This window comes from Brevibacillus sp. NSP2.1 (genome assembly GCF_000470975.2).
Taxonomy (GTDB): domain Bacteria; phylum Bacillota; class Bacilli; order Brevibacillales; family Brevibacillaceae; genus Brevibacillus; species Brevibacillus agri.
Genome location: NZ_CP048274.1, coordinates 2783977 through 2802754 on the forward strand (window position 1 = coordinate 2783977; position 18778 = coordinate 2802754).

The 18778-nt window shown below is 56.9% G+C and carries 4 protein-coding genes; all 4 read left to right on the forward strand.

What is annotated here, in order from left to right:
* The first annotated feature begins 60 nt into the window (after nt 1–60).
* Genes fabD through M655_RS13770 form a run of 4 tightly spaced genes read left to right on the forward strand, consistent with a single transcriptional unit; the run spans nt 61 to nt 18775 of the window.
* The gene (gene fabD / locus M655_RS13755) at nt 61–1338 is read left to right on the forward strand and encodes an ACP S-malonyltransferase (RefSeq protein WP_026557203.1); all 1278 of its coding nucleotides are present in this window, start codon (nt 61–63) and stop codon (nt 1336–1338) included.
* Nucleotides 1328–6019 (forward strand): type I polyketide synthase, encoded by a 4692-nt coding sequence (locus tag M655_RS13760; RefSeq protein ID WP_051353879.1) that lies wholly within the window; start codon nt 1328–1330, stop codon nt 6017–6019. The genes fabD and M655_RS13760 overlap by 11 nt, the downstream gene beginning before the upstream one ends.
* Nucleotides 6016–10806: an SDR family NAD(P)-dependent oxidoreductase gene (locus tag M655_RS13765; RefSeq protein WP_286086020.1), complete on the forward strand. Its 4791-nt coding sequence runs from the start codon at nt 6016–6018 to the stop codon at nt 10804–10806. Before M655_RS13760 ends, M655_RS13765 begins: the two co-directional genes overlap by 4 nt.
* Complete coding sequence (locus M655_RS13770) at nt 10799–18775, forward strand: non-ribosomal peptide synthetase (RefSeq protein WP_286086021.1); 7977 nt, start codon at nt 10799–10801, stop codon at nt 18773–18775. The genes M655_RS13765 and M655_RS13770 overlap by 8 nt, the downstream gene beginning before the upstream one ends.
* Nucleotides 18776–18778: the final 3 nt, after the last annotated feature.

The window sequence follows — 18778 nt, forward strand, 5'->3', positions numbered from 1 at the left end:
GGCGTGCTCACACAAAAGCGCGTCCAGTCCCAAGCTAACCAATAAAGGGAGGATACAGTCATGATTAAAATCGCCTTGCTATTTCCAGGTCAGGGAAGCCAGTACAATTTGATGGGGAAAGCGCTGCTGGAAAGCTCTCCCGAGGCCCGGGACATTTTTCAGCGGACGAACGAAATTCTCGGCTACGATTTGCTCGCGATCATCAACGGGGGCAACCTGGAGCAATTGACGCGGACAGAGCACGCACAGCCTGCGATTTTTGCCTACAGCTATGCCATTTTCCAATCAATCTGGAAGGAAAAGAAATTTTTCCCTTCGTTCATGGCCGGACATAGCCTGGGCGAGTTTACGGCGTTAACATGCGCCGACGTTTTCCGCTATGAGGACGCGCTGCGGCTGGTCATGGAAAGGGCGACGATCATGCAGCAAGCGACCGCAGACGGCTTTGGCGGGATGGCTGCCATCAACGGCTTGCATCCGCTTTTGGTCGAAGAAGAATGCGCGCGCGTCTCGAACGGCGAGGATCAAATTGTCGTGGCCAATTACAACTCATCCAATCAGGTCGTCATTTCCGGCGCCAAGTCGTTGATTAAAGTCGCCATGGAAAATTTGGCGAAAATCGGAGCGATTACGATTCCGCTGCAAGTCTCGGCGCCTTTTCACACCCCGTATCTGGAGTTCAGCAATCAAATGTTCCAGCGGGCCATCGCCCAGACGCCGATGTCCGCGCTCAAATGGCCGGTCATCTCCAACGTAGACGCAAAGCCGTACTACCATCCGGCAGAAATTCAAGAGCGGCTGAGTGTACAAATGATTAGCGCGGTCAGATGGAAAGAAACCATTGAGTACATGCTGCGCCAAGGTGTGAACACCTTCATCGAGCTTGGCCCGAAATCCGCCTTGACCAATTTGCTCAAGCGCGACTTTTCTCATGTGCGCGCCTATTCGTATGAAGAAAACTACCAGGAAATCACGGCGGCAATCGACGAGCAAATCGCGGAAAAGCGTCCGTCTGTCATCTCCCGTTCCCTGGCGATCGCCGTATGCACGCGAAACCAGAACTGGAATGAAGAGGAGTACCAAAAAGGCGTCATTGAGCCGTACAGAAAAATCCAGGCGTTGGGCAACAAGCTGGAGGAAGAAGGCCGCGAAGAGTCGATCGAGGAAATCAGGCAGGCGATCGAAATGCTCCGCTCCGTGTTTGTGACGAAAAAAGTGCCGCTGGAAGAGCAGCGCGAGCGTTTTACGCAAATTTTCGACGAGACGAAGAAGCGCCATTTGTTCGATGAGTTCGTCCCGGTCATGTTTGCCGAAAAGGAAGCTGTCAATGAAAAGTAAGCCGCTGTTCGAGGATATCCAGCTCGACCTGGAGGAAGCGAGCGCAGGTACCTGGCAGGACTTGGGGCGGGCGCAAGCTCCGAAAAAAGACGTAGCGATCATCGGAATCGCGGGGAAGCTGGCGGATGCGCGCCATGTCGGGGAGTTTTGGCGCAATCTCGCGCTCGGCAAAGACTCGATCCGGCGCATCCCGCTGTCGCGCAAGCAAGACTATGAAGCGCTGCTGTCTGCCTTTTTGCAAAAAGACGTTCGCCAAGAGCAGCGCGACTATGCGGAAAGCGGCTATTTGGACCAGGTTGATCGCTTCGATTGCGAATACTTCTCCCTCTCGCGCAAGGAAGCCAAGCTGATGGACCCGAATCAGCGGCTCGTGCTGCAAAGCTGTGTGGAGGCGATGGAAGACGCAGGGTATGGAAAAGCGCGGTTGCGCGGCAGCCAGACTGGCGTTTTTTTCGGATACAGCAGTGATTTCGGCGGGGAGTACAAGCATTTTCTCGCCGGAGAAAGCGCAGAGCTGGCAGACTTGGCGATGACGGGAAACATCAAGTCGATCATGGCAGCCAGACTGGCCTATTTGCTCGATCTGCACGGGCCGAGCATGCTGATCGACACTGCCTGCTCGTCCTCGCTGGTTGCCGTGCATCTCGCGTGCCAGTCGATTCGCCGCGGAGAGTGCGAGATGGCGTTTGCCGGAGGGGTAAAAATCCAGTTTCAACCGTTTGAAAAGGCCCATACCGGAATTGGCATCGTGTCGCCAACCTTCCGGGCGCGGACGTTTGACAGCGCGGCGGACGGCACGAGCCTGGGCGAAGGTGTCGGGGTCGTCCTGCTGAAAGACGCGGCAGCGGCGATTCGCGACGGCGACCACATTTACGCCGTAATCAAAGGCAGCGCCGTCAACCAGGACGGGCAATCCATCGGCATCACCGCGCCGAACGCCAAAGCCCAGGAGGAACTGATTGTCCGGGCGTGGCAGGACGCCGGCATTCATCCGGAAACCGTCTCGCTGATCGAAGCCCACGGCACGGCAACCCGCCTGGGCGATCCGGTCGAGATCGAAGGAATTAGAAGGGCGTTTGACCGCTACACCACCAAAAAGCAGTTTTGCGCAATCGGCTCGGTCAAAACCAACATCGGCCATCTCGACCATGCTGCCGGAATATCCGGCCTGCTCAAATGCGTACTCGCCTTGCAGCACGAGATCGTGCCGCCAACGCTGCACTTCCATAGCCCGAACAAGGAAATCGACTTTGTCGACTCGCCTGTCTATGTGAACGATGCGGCCCGCCCGTGGGCGACAGGTGCGCACCCCAGACGATGCGGCATCAACTCTTTCGGGCTGAGCGGCACGAACTGCCACCTCATCCTGGAGCAATACGAGCAGGCCCAGGAGACTTCCGGCCAAAAACGCGACGAAGAACAGTGGCACCTGCTTGCGCTGTCAGCGAAAACCCCCGCTGTGCTCGAACAGTTGGTCAGCGCGTACTATCAGGCCGTCAACGAGGCCGGACAGCTCGATCTGAATAGCTTGTGCTACACAGCGAATGTCGGGCGGGATCACTATGCCCACCGGCTCGCCATCGTGTTTTCCGACCGGGCCGATTTGCTGGCAAAGCTTTACGCTGTTCGCAAGTCGGGAGTCGAGAAGCTTGCTGTGGAGCAGGTGTTTTACGGAGGGGCTTCCGGCGAGGAGGCAAGCCATGTCCATCAGGCGGGGGACTCGCGCTTGGCGGAGCGGATTCGTTTGGCCCGCCAGTATGCGCACGGCGAGGCAGTTGCCTGGGGGGAACTGTACGCCGATCAGCGTCATTCTCTGGTCAGCTTGCCAACGTATCCTTTCCAGGACATTCGCTGCTGGATCGAGCCGAAAGACGCGGTGAAAAAAGTCGCCCCGCTCGTCGACAAACACCTCGTTGGCAGCAACGGCATCGACATTTACGAGACGAGATTTGCCGTCGAGACGCATTGGCTGCTGGCGGAGCACAAAATCGCCGGGCGCTCTGTGCTGCCTGGCACCGCCTATCTGGAAATGATGAGCGAGATCGTGCGCAAAAACGCGCCTCAAGAGAACGGGCTTGTGCTGGAAAACGTCATGTTTTTGCAGCCGCTTGAAGTCAAGGAAGCAGAGCCGAAGAGCGTCCACATTGTGCTGCAAAAACAAAAGTCGTCGCTCGATGTCATGGTGACTTCGCAAGCTGAACATGCGGACGACTGGATCGTCCACTGCCGCGCCAAAGTGCTGCTTCAGCCGGGCCAGCCGCAGCAAAAGCAACTGTCGCTTGCGCAACTGCTTTCCGGAGCAAGCAGGCATTCGGTCAGCGGCTACAAGCCAAATGCCGACGCCCCTGTGCAAACAGGCCCGCATTGGGAGTGCATGCAGGAGATTTACGTGGAGCAGGACAAAATCGTCGCCTTTTTTGAATGGCCGGCCGCCTTCGCGTCCGAGCTGCACGCGTATGTGCTGCATCCTTCGCTATTGGATTGCGCCGTCAATATTCCGATCAGCCAAATTCGCGACGGGCTGTTTTTGCCTTTTGCCTATAAAAAGCTCGTTGTTTCCGGGGCGATGCCTGGCAAATTTTACAGCGTGCTGCACAAAAAAGACAACGGAACGGCAGACAGGCAGGAAGCGATCTCCTTTGACATTTTGCTCGTTACCGAGAGCGGGGACGTCTTTGCCGAGATACAAGATTACACGCTGAAAAGGGTGCCGCTGGAGGCCGGGACATCCGCCGCCTTTTCTCCTGAAGGGCTGTTCCACCGAATCGTCTGGGAAGCCAGACCTTTGCGCGCAGAAAACAGGCAGCAGGACACGCCGCCGCTTACGCTTGTTTTGGGCGGACACGAGCCTGTCTCGCAGCAACTGATTGCGGAGTTGAAAAAGACCGGGACGCCCACGATTGTCGCCACGCCTGGCAAACAGTTTGCCAAGCTCGCTCGCGACCAGTACGAGCTTGGGGTCGATCCGCAAGCGTTTGACGCGCTATGGAAGGACATCGAAAACAGGGGCGTCCAGCGCATTTTGCATGCGTTTTCCTTGTTCGACACCGCGAAAGACACGGCAGGGGACGAAGGCTTGTTCAGTCTTTTCCATCTGGCAAAAAGCCTGGTCGCGCAAAACGTCCGACACCCGGTTGAACTCGTCCTGCTCGGCAAGCTGGCGTTTCCGGTCACGCGTGCGGAGCCTGCGCTTCATCCGCTGCACAATGCTTTTTATCACCTTGGCAAAGTGGTCAGCAGCGAATGGTCCCATCTGCGCTGCCGTTGTCTCGATCTCGATGCCGATACGGCGATCGCAGACATTGTGCGGGAACTGGAACATCAGCCAGACGGCTACATCGCCGCCTACCGGAACGGGCGCAGATACGGGCAAAAACTGGTGGAGCTGGATCGCCCGCTGCCCAGCGGCCAAGCGCTCCGCTTGACGGAATCGGGTTGTTATGTCATTACGGGCGGGACAGGCGGCCTCGGCTTGACGATGGCAAAACACCTGGCGGAAACGGCGCCGATCCATCTGGTGCTCATCAGCAGATCGGGCTTTCCGGCTGAGGGCGAATGGTCAGCCATTTTGCAAAAAGGCGAGCAGCACGAACTCATACGCAGGATCGGGATGCTGCAGCAGATCACAGCAGCAGGCAGTACATACACCATCTACAGAGCGGATGTCGCGCGCAAGGAGCAGCTCGCGGCCGTGCTGGAGGAAGTGCGGGCAGCACACGGCAGCATCAACGGCGTGATTCACGCGGCGGGAGTCGCCGGAGAGCAATTTTTGTTCAACCGGGAGCTGGAACGGTTTCGCGAGGTCGTGCAAACCAAGACGGCGGGGAGCGTAAATTTGGCGCAGTTGATTGCCGAGCCGCTGGAATTTTTCGTCTGCTTTTCATCGGTCTCCACATTGGAAGGGACGCCGGGACAAGGCGACTACGTGGCGGCGAACGCTTTTTTGGACAGCTTTGTCTACAGCCTGCCCGCGCAGCAAAACGGCATCACGCTCAACTGGGCGCCGTGGGCAGAGATCGGCATGGCCTACGATTACGGCACGTTCCAGAAAGAGCTGATTTTCCGCCCGCTGCCGACACAGGTCGCTGTCGCTGCTTTTGACGCCGCGCTTGCCCTGGGCGAAAAACAGCTCGTCATCGGCGACATCGACAAGGAAGTTGCGAGAAAGCTATTCCGCAGCAACTTTTTTTACGAAGGAAACAGGCTGTTGATCGATTACGTGGACGGGGTGGCTGCACCTGCATCTTCATCTGCATCTGGAGCACGCCAGCCAGCGCAGACAGCTTCGGGCGTCCTGCACGGCGATCCGCAGCACGCTTCCTTGCCAGACATCAAAGCGTTGCTTCGCCAGTTGTGGAGCGCGCTGCTCGAATCCGATTCGATCCAGATGGACGACAATTTTACGTCGCTTGGCGGTAATTCGATTTTTGCTGTGTATTTGCTCCAGGAATTGGAAAAGTACTTCCCCGATCAGCTTGGCATTTCGGATATTTTTGCTTATCCCACGATTAACAAGATGGCCGACTACTTGCATTCCCGGATGAAAAAAGAGCAGCCGACTTCATCCGGCAGCGTGAAGCAGGCGGATGAGGAGCAAAATCTCGATCAAATCTTGCAGCGCTTGGCCAATGGCGAGCTCGATGTGGAAGAGATTGATCGATTGCTGGGAGAAGAAGAATGAAAGAAACGAGAACGTACATTTATCAGCAAATAAAAGATCGACAGTTAAGCATCGAGAAGTCCAAGGTCATTTTAAAAGAAATCAAGCAGGCAGGAGCGAAGAAGCAAAAGGACATCGCGATTATCGGGATGTCCGGCCGCTTTCCTGGCGCGGGCAACCTCGATGAATACTGGAAAAATTTGCTTGCCGAAGTCGATTGCATCACGGAGTTTCCCGAGAGCAGGCATGCTGGCGTCTCCGGGTTTGTCCACAAGCTGCAGCAGGAAGCCCCGATGGACGTCGCCTATGAAAAAGGCGGCTATTTGGAGCGGATTGACGATTTTGACGCGGAGTATTTCAAAATCTCCAACAAGGAAGCCGTCATGATGGACCCGATGCAGCGCCTGCTTTTGACTACGGTGATGGAAACGGTGGAAGATGCCGGATACGGAGGCAACCGGATCGTCGCGTCGAAAACGGGCGTTTTCATCGGCAGAGATCACACCGTCGGGAACATGTACACGCACCTGCTGGATCAAACAGACGAGCTGGCGCTGACTGGCTCGTACACAGGCATTTTGGCGAGCAGAGTTTCCTATTTTCTCGATCTGAAAGGGCCGAGCGTAGTTGTGGATTCTGCCTGCTCGTCGGGGCTGCTCGCGATCCACAACGCTTGCCAGGCGATCCGCAACAACGAGTGCGACATGGCGATCGCCGGCGGGGTGTGCCTGATTTTTTTCCCGGTGAAAAATCCTGCCTTTGGGCTGGTGGAATCCAAGCTGCACCTGGTCAAGCCTTTTGACAAGCACGCGGATGGAACGCTGTGGGGCGAAGGGATCGGGGCGTTGCTGCTGAAGCCTTTGGAGAAAGCGATTCAGGATCGCGATCACATTCATGCCGTTATCAAAGGAAGCGCGGCCAATAACGACGGGAAATCGAACGGGCTCACCGCGCCGAACGCCATCGCCCAGGAAGAGGTGTTCACCAAAGCCTGGATGAATGCCGAGATTGCACCCGAGACGATCGGTTTCATTGAGGCGCACGGGACAGGAACGGTTTTGGGCGACCCGATTGAAGTCCAGTCGCTTGGTCATGCCTTTAAAAAATATACGTCACGAAAACAGTTTTGCGGGATCGGCTCCGTGAAATCCAATATCGGCCATCTCGCAGCCGCGTCCGGAATCGCCTCTGTCTTCAAGGTCATTTTGTCGCTCAAGCATAAAAAACTCGTCAGCACGCTCCATTTTGACGATCCGAATCCGTTTATCGACTTTGCGGGTTCGCCGCTCTATATGGTCGACAGGGTACAGGATTGGCCGCGGGATCGGGAGGGGCCCCCGCGACGGGCGGGCGTCAGTTCTTTTGGCTTTAGCGGCACCAATTGCCACCTCGTCCTGGAGGAAGCGCCAGAGGAACAGCCCGGGGCGGTTATGGCGCATCCCTTCCATGTTTTTACAGCTTCGGCGAAAGATCAAGAGACGCTGCGCGAACTGGTCGCGCGCTATCGCGATTTTGTCAACCAGCAGGAGCGTGTGTCGCTGGAAGCGCTTTGCTTTACTTCGACGATGGGACGCGGGCATTATTCGTGCCGTCTTGCCCTTGTGGTGCACAGCATGCACGAGTTGAAAGAAAAGCTGAACCGGGTCATTGCGGAGGGGCTGCCATGCGGGCAGGAGCAGGACGGAATGTTTTGCCACGCCTTCAAAGTCGTTCCCGAGAGCAAGCGGGATAAAGCGGCCGGGGAGATTACCGAGTCCGGCTTGCAGCACTTGCTGGAAAAAGCGCAAGAACTGCTCGAGCGCGTCTCCGTCGACGATTATTACGGAATCGCTGAGGTTTGCAAGCTGTACGTCCAGGGGGCCGAAGTAGACTGGCGGCACTTGTACAGAACAGGGGAATACCGTCGTCTGCCGTTGCCTGTTTATCCGTTTCAAAAGACTTCGTTTTGGCCGCAATGGGATGGCGGACAGGCGGCGTTGCAGCAGGAAGTCATTCCGGGACGAAAAGCGTTTGAGTCGTACCGGCAGAGCGTCTATGAGCTTCCTTTGCGCGTGGAGAGGCAGTGGATGTTGCAGGAGCATCTGATGATGGGGTTTCCGCTCGTCCCGGCCGCCGCGCTGATGGAATGGGCGCGAAAAGCCGGAAGCCAGCACTATGGAAACGCCGCATTTGCCTTGCGCGATTTTCGCTTTATCAGTCCGCTGGCCGTCCCCGAGGGGGAAGAGCGGAGTGTCCATACGATCATGGACAGCGAGGAGGACCGACTCCAACTGCGCATTGCCAGCCGCAATCCGGCTCGCGACGGTGCCAAGGGGCAGGAGTGGCAACTGCATGTCGAAGGAAAAATCGCTCCGGTCGCGACTGCTGAGGCGGCGTGGCTGGACATTCAGCGCATCAAAGCGGACGGTCGCTGGGAGCAGGTGGAAGCGAATTTTGCCACGATTCGCGGGCGGACGAGATTCGGTCCGCGCTGGCACAACATTCGGGCTTTGGCGAAAAGCGAAGAGCGCGTGCTGGTCCACGTGCAGTTGCCAGAAGCCTACCGGAATGATTTTGCCTGGTACGACTTTCATCCGGCCTTGCTCGACACAGGGTTGAATGCCGTGACGATGTTTGTTCTATCAGACCTGTACCTGCCTTTTTCCTTCAAGCGGATGAGCTTTTACAGCAACATGCCTGCTTCTTTTTACAGCTATTTGCAGCAAAGAGAAGCGCGAGGCGACAGCCGGGAGACGGTTTCCTACGATATCAGCCTGATCGACGAGCAAGGGAACGTGTTTGCCGAAGTCGAGAACTACATGTTGAAGCGCGTCTCTCTGGCGATGGTCGCGCACGATTTGTTTTACCAGATTCGCTGGATAAAAGCTCCGTTGGAACAGCGTGGAGAGGTCGGCGCAGGCAGTGTGCTGTTGTTTGGCGGAAGCGACAGCGGAAGTGGAAGCGGAACGCTGCGGGAGCTGATTCAACAATGGGAAGCGCGCGACGTCGAGCTGATTCAGGTCGCTTACGGTGACGGCTACCGCAAAGAACGGGAAACGAAGTACGTGGTAGGACACGCGGAAGCGGATTATGAACAGCTTTTCGCCGACTTGCAAGGGCGAGGCATCAGCCGGATTGTCCATGCGTATGCGCTGGATGAACAGCGTGCCGCTCCCAGCCCCTCCCGCTTGCAAGCAACGCAAGCCCGCACCGTCCGCAGCCTGTTTTCGCTGGTGAAATCGCTGGTGCAAGCCAAGTACAGACAGGAGATCGAGCTGGTCATACTGGGCAGAAATGGCTGGGAAGTGACAGGCAGCGAACCAGAGCTGGAGCCGTGCTACACGGCGTTGTTCCAGTTAGGAAAAGGAATCAACGCAGAGTATCCCCATCTGAAATGCCGAAGTATTGATCTCGACGAAGCGACGGACGGCGGCAGCCTTTTCGCGGAAATCTACGGTGCAACCGCCGCCTACCAGGTCGCCTACCGCGGTCAGGAGCGGTACGTTCAGGAATTTGCCCGCTGCCCGGTAGAAGCGTCTGAGTCTGTACAGCCGCTGGAGCTGCAAGAGGACGGGCTGTATCTCATTACCGGAGGCACGGGCGGAATCGGGCTGGAAATCGCCAAACACCTGGCCTCCCGCAAAAAAATTTGCCTTGGCTTGCTTAGCCGCAGCATCCTTCCGCCGCGTGAAGACTGGGCGGCAATCAAACGGCGCGAAACAGAAGCAGACAGCAAAACGCGCCGCATCATCGACAGTGTGGAAGAAATCGAACGGTCGGGCAGCAGCGTCACCGTCTGCGCGTGCGATATCACCGACGAGCAGCAGTTGGCGGCTACGTTGCAGCAGCTTCGCCAGGCGTGCGGCCCGATCAAAGGGGTCATTCACGCGGCAGGCGTGGCGGGCAGCGGATTCTTATTCACAAAAACATGGGCAGAGTTCGCGCAGGTAACCAAGCCAAAAATCGAAGGCAGCTACTTGCTGTACAGCTTGCTGGAGGAACGCCCCGACTTTTTCGTGCTGTTTTCCTCGGTGGCAACGGTCGAGGGCAGTCCGGGGCAGGGCGATTACGTGGCGGCGAACGGCTACCTCGACGGCTTTGCTTCTTACTTGCGTCAGCAAGGGATTCGCGCTACGACGATCAACTGGGCTGCCTGGGAAGAAACCGGGATGGCAGCCGACTACGGCGTGACAACCAGCAACGCTCTGTTCAAGCCGTTGAAAACGAATGAAGCAACCGCTGCCTTGGAGCAGGCGCTGGCGATGGATCGCAAGCAAGTGGTGATCGCTGCTCTCAACACAGAATGGTTGCAAAGCAAAGGCGAAGACCTTTTTATGAAGATAGAGAGCGGACTGGCAGACAAAAACAAGAGCTACTCGAAAGCCCCGTCTGCTGCTGCCAGTGCGCAGCGTGCGTTTGCGCTTACGGGCCGGAAAGCAGAAACGTATGACGACATCGAGCAAACGATTGCCCGCATCTGGGCGGATACGCTGCACTTGTCGACCGTCAACGTCTACGACAGCTTTCTCGCTCTCGGAGGCGATTCGCTGATCGCGACCCAACTGCTGAAAAAGCTGGAAAGCGAGTTTCCGGGCGCACTCGACTTGCCCGATCTGTTTACGTATTCGTCTGTGGCGGAACTGGCTGACTACATCAGGCAGGGCCGAAGCAGCGCGCCGAAAAGGCAAGAGGAAGCGGAAAAACAGGACTCCTTCGATTCGTTTGACCAACAGCTACAATCCATTTTGGACAACCTTTCTTCCGGGGAGCAGTCGGTAGAAGAGATGGTGGACCTTTTGTCGCAGCGGAGGAATCGAACAGATGAATAACATCGACCAAATCAATGCGCTCATCCTGGAAAGCGTAAAAGAGAATCGCCTGGACAAAGAGCTTGCCCGCAAGCTGCTGCATCAAGTGAATGCAGCAGAGCCGAAGCCGGAAAAAAACGCCGTTGCGGATATCGCGATCATCGGGATGGCTTGCCGGCTTCCTTTTGCAGACAATCTCGAGCAATACTGGGCGAATTTGCAAAACGGCAGAAACGGCATCACCGACTTCCCGCTCAAGCGGCGCATGGATACCGATCCATTGCTGCGAAAGCTTTGGGGAGAGCCGCAGTATGCCAAAGGCAGCTATCTGGACGAGGTAGACCGCTTCGACGCCGACTATTTCCGCATCTCGCCCAAGGAAGCCGCGTTCATGGACCCGCACCAGCGTTTGCTCCTGGAAGTCACGGCAGAAGCGATGGAAGACGCGGGATACATGGGCGAAAAAATCGAGGGTACCGACACAGGCGTCTTCATCGGCAGAGACCACCATTCTTCCGGCCTTTACCAGCAATTTATTGACGCTTCCAACGAACTCGCCATGACTGGCAATCTGCCCAGCTTCCTCTCGGGCCGAATTGCCTTTTTCTTTAACCTGACCGGGCCGAATATGGTGATCGACACCGCGTGCTCATCCGGCTTGGTGGCGGTGCATCACGCATGCGAGTCGCTCAGAAAACGAGAATGCCGCTTGGCGATCGCCGGAGGCATCAGCCTGAACCTGCTGCCGATGGCCAATTCGTCGTTCAAAATCGTGGAAAACAACGACGGCATCGTCAGGCCGTTCGACAGCCAGGCCAACGGTACGACCTGGGGAGAAGGGCTGTCGGTCGTGCTGCTGAAGCCGTTGCAGGATGCGCTTCGGGACAAAGACCGGATTTACGCCGTCATCAAAGCGAGTGGCGTGAACAGCGACGGAGCTTCCAACTACATCACCGCGCCCAACCCGCAAGCCCAGGAGCAGCTTTTGACAGACGTGTGGACAAAGGCAGGGATTCACCCGGAAACGATTTCCTACATCGAAACGCACGGGACCGGAACCGTCATTGGCGATCCCATCGAAGTAAAGGCGATGAAGCAAGCTTTTCAGCCCTACACGCGCAAAAAACAGTTTTGCGGGATCGGCTCCGTCAAATCGAACATCGGCCATCTCGTAGGAGCTTCGGGGATGGCATCGCTGCTGAAAGTCGTCTTGTCGCTGAAGCATAAACAACTGGTTCCCACGATCAATTTTGCCGAGCCGAATCCGTACATTCCTTTTTCCGATTCGCCGTTTTACGTGGTCGATCGGCCATTGGCCTGGGAGACAGGCGGCGGGCCGCGCCGGGCGGGCATCAGCTCGTTTGGCTTTAGCGGCATGAACTGCCATGTGCTGCTCGAGGAATGGAGCGAGCAGGAGACGGCGAAGAGCGAGCATGAGGCGCCGCACCTGTTTACGGCATCTGCCAAAAGCCGCGCGAATTTGGCGGATTTGCTGCAGCGATACTGCCAGTTTTTGCAGGCGAATCAGCAGGCGAGCTTCCGCGATCTCGTCTATACGGCACAAGTTGGACGGGGGCATTTTTCCCATCGCTTGGCGATTATCGCCCGGAGCACGAGTGAGCTGTTGCAAAAAATCGCTGCGATTCTGCCGCTTGATTGGGACCAGTTGCCTGCGACGCTTGGCTATTACGGGCAGTCTGCCAGCGGCTGGAAAGCGAAAAATCATCTGCTGCATCCAGACCAAGCGGACAAAGACAATCGGGCGCTTCATGAAAAAGCCAACCAACTGCTTTTAGCCTGGGCCGAAACAGGTTCGGTAGCCACTGCCGACTCTCTCCGTGAATTGGCGACATGGTATGTACAGGGAGCGCGTTTGCAATGGAAAAAGCTATACGAAGGACAGGCCGTGCAAACGGTCGAGCTGCCCGTCTACCCGTTCAGCAGAGTGAGGCATTGGCCGACGCCGACGGAGGAAAGAACAGCAGACAAGGCGGCAAACGGGCAGCAGTTGCAGGGAGAGTGCGTCCTGTCTACTTCCGGCATGCGCGTGTACGCAGCCAAGGTAGCCGTGCGCGAGCTGTGGATGCTGCAAGAACACCGCATCTTCGGCAACGGTGTCTTGCCGGGAGCCGCCTATTTGGAGATAGCCAGATCAGCGAGCGAAGCCTTTTTCGCGCAAACAGGCGTCGTCATCCAAAACGTCACGTTGTCCCACATGCTGTCTTGTGCCCCGGACGAAACGAGAATCGTCCATACGATCGTTCAGGAAGAACGCGGACACGTCCGCTTTACGATTGCCAGCCGAAACGAAAGCGACTCGGAAGAAAGCTGGATCACCCATGCAAACGGGGAGGTTCGCCCGCTAGCGCCGCGCACAAGCAAGACGCTGCCGCTAGCGCCGCTCATCCGCGAGATGGCGGAACAGGACGCGGGCAAGTTTGCGCCGCTCTACTCAGGCTTGATTGAATACGGCCCGAGATGGAAAGGCATCAACCGATTTTATGAAAACGACCGGGCTGCCCTGCTGCATATCCAACTGGCCGATGAGCGGGAACAGGGCACGTATTCGCTCCATCCGGCGTCGCTCGATACGGCATTGAGCTTCTGGCATTTGCTGAAACAGTCGGCAGAGCAGCATGAAGCTTATTACTTCCCGTTTTATTACCAGACGCTCCATCTGTACAACGACATGCCTGCATCCTTTTACAGCTATGTGCGGAAAAGGGAAGCGCGCGGCGACAGCCGGGAGACGGTTTCCTACGATATCAGCCTGATCGACGAGCAAGGGAACGTGTTTGCCGAAGTCGAGAACTACATGTTGAAGCGCGTCTCTCTGGCGATGGTCGCGCACGATTTGTTTTATCAGATTCGCTGGGTAAAAGCTCCGTTGGAACAGCGTGGAGAGGTCGGCGCAGGCAGTGTGCTGTTGTTTGGCGGAAGCGACAGCGGAAGTGGAAGCGGAACGGTGCGGGAGCTGATTCAGCAATGGGAAGCGCGCGGCGTCGAGCTGATTCAGGTCGCTTACGGTGACGGCTATCGAAAAGAGCGGGAAACGAAGTACGTAGTCGGACACGCGGAAGCGGATTATGAACAGCTTTTCGCCGACCTGCAAGGGCGAGGTATCAGCCGGATTGTCCATGCGTATGCGCTGGATGAACAGCATGCCGCCCCCAGCCTCGGCCGCTTGCAAGCAACGCAAGCCCGCACCGTCCGCAGCCTGTTTTCGCTGGTGAAATCGCTGGTGCAAGCCAAGTACAGACAGGAGATCGAGCTGGTCATACTGGGCAGAAATGGCTGGGAAGTGACAGGCAGCGAACCAGAGCTGGAGCCGTGCTACACGGCGTTGTTCCAGTTAGGAAAAGGAATCAACGCGGAGTATCCCCATCTGAAATGCCGAAGTATTGATCTCGACGAAGCGACGGACGGCGGCAGCCTTTTCGCGGAAATCTACGGTGCAACCGACGCGTATCAGGTCGCCTACCGCGGTCAGGAGCGGTACGTTCAGGAATTTGCCCGCTGCCCGGTAGAAGCGTCTGAGTCTGTACAGCCGCTGGAGCTGCAAGAGGACGGGCTGTATCTCATTACCGGAGGCACGGGCGGAATCGGGCTGGAAATCGCCAAACACCTGGCCTCCCGCAAAAAAATTTGCCTTGGCTTGCTTAGCCGCAGCATCCTTCCGCCGCGTGAAGACTGGGCGGCAATCAAACGGCGCGAAACAGAAGCAGACAGCAAAACGCGCCGCATCATCGACAGTGTGGAAGAAATCGAACGGTCGGGCAGCAGCGTCACCGTCTGCGCGTGCGATATCACCGACGAGCAGCAGTTGGCGGCCACGTTGCAGCAGCTTCGCGAGGCGTGCGGCCCGATCAAAGGGGTCATTCACGCGGCAGGCGTGGCGGGCAGCGGATTCCTATTCACCAAAACATGGGCAGAGTTCGCGCAGGTGACCAAACCAAAAATCGAAGGCAGCTACTTGCTGTACAGCTTGCTGGAAGAACGCCCCGACTTTTTCGTGCTGTTTTCCTCGATCGCAACGGTCGAGGGCAGTCCGGGGCAGGGCGATTATGTGGCGGCGAACGGCTACCTCGACGGCTTTGCCTCTTACTTGCGTCAGCAAGGGATTCGCGCTACGACGATCAACTGGACCGCGTGGGCAGAAACCGGGATGGCGGCCGACTATGGCGTGACAAACGGCAACGCTCTGTTCAAGCCACTGAAAACGGCGCAGGCCGTCCAGGCATTTGCCAGTCTGCCAGACGTTCCGCGCGTAGTCGTGGCAGATGTACGCTTCGAGCAGCTCCACGCCTCGCCGGACAAGCGCTTCCCGTTGCAGCTAGTCGCTGGTCTGCGCGGAAACGTCGCGGAGCGAGCCGCAGCGGCCGCACCTGGTGAAGCTTTCCCTCTCGACGTGCCGATTGACGGCAAACCGCACGACGAGCTGACCGCTACCGAAAAACAACTGGCGCAGGTGTGGGCAAAAACGTTTGGCCTCTCCGAGATCGACCTGCAAAAAAGCTTCTACGAAGTCGGCGGCGACTCGATTATCGCGACGCAAATGGCGAATGTGCTGAACACGCACTTGAACAAGCCGATCACGATTGCGGAAATCTTTGAATTTCCGACCATCCCCGAGCTGGCGACTTATTTGGACGCAAACGTGCTGCCTGCGCAACCCGCAAGGCAGGAAGCGACAGCCGAGCCACATGACGGGCACGATCTGTCCAAGGCGCAATACCGGATCTGGTTTTTGCAAAACTACGATCCGCAGACGACAGCCTATCATTTGCCTGTCGTCAAGCAATTGCAGCTCGCCATTGATCTGGACGTGCTGCAGCAAAGCCTGGACATGCTGACCCGGCGCCACGCCTCGTTGCGCACCGTCGTCCAAACTGTCGCTGGCGTACCGAAGCAGTTCATTTTGCCGGATTGGCAAAACGTCATCCAGTTTCGCGACTACAGCCATGAACCGTCCGGCGCAGAAATGTCGGCCCGACGACTGGAGGAGCAAAATGCGACTCCGTTTGATTTTGCGCAGCCGCTGTTCCGCATGGAGCTGCATCGTCTGGCTGCTAATGAGCATCGCCTTTACATCAACATGCATCACATCATTTCGGACGGCTGGAGCGTCGGGCTGTTTTTCCGGGAGCTGATGGCGCTGTATGGGCGCATCCGCTCGAAGCAGCCCGTCCAGTTGCCAGCCGTGACGTTGCCCTACAGCGATTGGGTCGAGCAGGAGAAAAAGTGGCTCGCGTCGGAAGAGTTCCGGCACATGGAACGGTACTGGACAAGCGAGCTCATCAAACCGCTGCCAGTGCTGAATTTGCCGACCGATTTTGAGCGGCCGCCCTCTCTCGTCTACGACGGCAGCTACATCAAATTCACGGTGTCCAAAGAAAAAACCGAACAGTTGCGCCTGCTGGCGAGAAATCGCTCCACGACTCTTTACATGACGGTTTTGGCCGTCTATTTTCTTTTCCTGCACAAAATCAGCCAGGAGGAGGACATCATCGTCGGATTTCCGGTGTCCGGCAGGGAGCGGCAAGAGTGGGAAAATGTCATCGGCCTGTTCATGAACATGGTTTGCATCCGCCTCGATTTTCGCGGACTTTCCCGCTTTGACGAAGTGTTGGAGGCGGTCAAGCAAAAATGCGTCCGAGCCTATGCCAACGGGCGCTATCCGTTCAACACGCTCGTGGAAAAGCTGAACCCGGAGAGGGATCAGAGCCGGACGCCGATCTTCTCCACGATTTTTCAGCTATACGACAACGTCCCGCAAGATAACGACCGGATCAGTCTCTACGACCTGAGCTGCATTTGCAAAATGGAGCAGGAGCAAATGGAAGTGCGAATGGAGTACAAAACGACGCTGTTTGCCGAAGCGACCATCCGGAAATACGCCGACTATTTTTCGTTTTTGCTCGACCAGGTGATCGACCATCCGGCGCAAATGCTTGGGCGCTATGAGCTGCTGGATGCCGAGCAAAAGGCAGAGGTGCTCGGGCAAAATCCGACGCCTGTTGCGCTGGACGCTCCCGACGAGGTACACCGCCTGTTTGCAGCGCAAGCCAAGAAACAGCCCGCGCAGACCGCCGTCGTTTTCGAGGGAATGCGCTTGACCTACCAGCAACTGGATGAGCGCTCCAACAAGTTGGCCGCCTTCCTGCTGAAAACGAGCGCCGAGGAATCGCAGGAGCCGATCGGCGTCTATTTGCCGCGCGGTATCGAAATGATCGTCGCGCTTTTGGGCATTCTCAAGGCTGGACGGCCGTATGTGCCGTTGGACGTCGATTTTCCGAGCGAGCGCATCGCCTACATGATTCAGCACAGCCGGATCAAAACCGTTTTGTCGGAGCAAAGCGTCATTCCGATGCTGGAAACGATCGCTGGAACTCATCTGGAAGCGGTGGTCGATTTATCAGGCGATGTGCTCCTGGCAGAAGCGGTAGGGCATCTTCGCTATTACGGGGACGCGCATATTCGCAACCAGCCCGTCGCACCTGTGACAGCGCCGCCATCCGAGCTGATGTACATCATGTACACTTCCGGCTCGACTGGCACGCCAAAAGGCGTCATGGTGACCCAGCAAAACGCGCTGCACTACCTTTTGTGGAGTCAGCAGCAATTTCAACTGCGACCTGGGCGCAACATGATGCTGGTCACTTCGATCAGCTTTGACATTTCTGTGTTTGAAATTTTTGGCTGCCTGACGAGTGGAGCTACCTTGCATATCATGCCGTCGGAGCGGCTGCGCGACCCTGCTTTGCTGTTTGCCTATCTGGAGGAACATCCGGTCGACGTGTGGCATTCCGTCCCGACTTTAATAAGCCAATTCATCCTTGGCCTTGCTCAGCAGGACGAACAGCGGTTGGCGTGCTTGCGCCAGTTCGAAACCGTCCTGGTTGGCGGCGAAGCGTGGGGCCCTGCCTTAGCCAGCGAGATTGCCTGCTATTTCCCTGCCGCCAAGCTGTACAACTTGTACGGACCGACAGAAGCGACGATCTGGGCTACGTGTTGCGAAGTGAACAGGGAGCTTGCAGGCAAAGCGGTCGTTCCGCTCGGCCGTCCGCTCGGACATAACCAGGTCTACATTTTGGACAAAGACGGAAACTTGTGCGGCCCCGGCGTGCCCGGCGAAATTTGCATTAGCGGCCCTGGCGTCACCCCCGGCTACTTCCGTGACAAAACGAAGACCGAGCAAGTGTATCGCCTGCACCCGTTTACCGATCGGATCGTCTACCATACCGGAGACTTGGGCAAATACGGGACCGATGGACAGCTTGAATATATTTCGCGCAACGACGGCATGGTCAAAGTCAGAGGCTACCGGATCGAAACAGGGGAAATCGAACACAAACTCGCAAGCGTCCCGGGCGTCACGTCAGTTGGCGTCGTCGCGGTCAAGGAAGGCGAATCGAACAAATTGACCTGCTACTATACGTCGACCTGCGACATTGCCGCTTCGGAATTGCAGGAATCGCTGCGCAAAGCGTTGCCTGCTTACATGATCCCGGCCCGGTTTGTGCGCCTGGAGGCGATGCCTGTCACCTCCAACCAAAAACTGGATCGCAAAGCGCTGCAAGCGATGTCGCTCCCGGCTGAATCCACAGAGCAAGGCGAGCTGCAAGCCCCCGGAAGCGATGTGGAAACGTTCCTGGTTCAGTTGTGGCGCGAGCTGCTCGGTGTGGAACAGGTCGGGACGAGGCAAAACTTTTTCGATCTCGGCGGAAACTCGCACCTGATCGTCCGCATGCAAGCCCGAATCGAAGAGAAATACCCGCAAAAAATCAAAGTGATGGATTTGTTCGAATGCAAAACGATCAGTGCCATGGCCCAGCATATCGAGAGAAGCCAGCCAAACCAAGGACGGTCGGGCGCGAAAGCGGAAGGGCAGCCAAACGACAATGAAATCGGCGACATTTTGCAGCTATTGGACGAATTTAGCGAGGGAGAGGCGTCGGTGGAAGACATCCTGAAAAAATTAGGAGAGTAACGC

Coding starts and splice junctions, on each gene's coding strand:
- fabD (WP_026557203.1), top strand. CDS start 61: ATGATTAAAATCGCCTTGCTATTTCCAGGTCAGGGAAGCCAGTACAAT.
- M655_RS13760 (WP_051353879.1), top strand. CDS start 1,328: ATGAAAAGTAAGCCGCTGTTCGAGGATATCCAGCTCGACCTGGAGGAA.
- M655_RS13765 (WP_286086020.1), top strand. CDS start 6,016: ATGAAAGAAACGAGAACGTACATTTATCAGCAAATAAAAGATCGACAG.
- M655_RS13770 (WP_286086021.1), top strand. CDS start 10,799: ATGAATAACATCGACCAAATCAATGCGCTCATCCTGGAAAGCGTAAAA.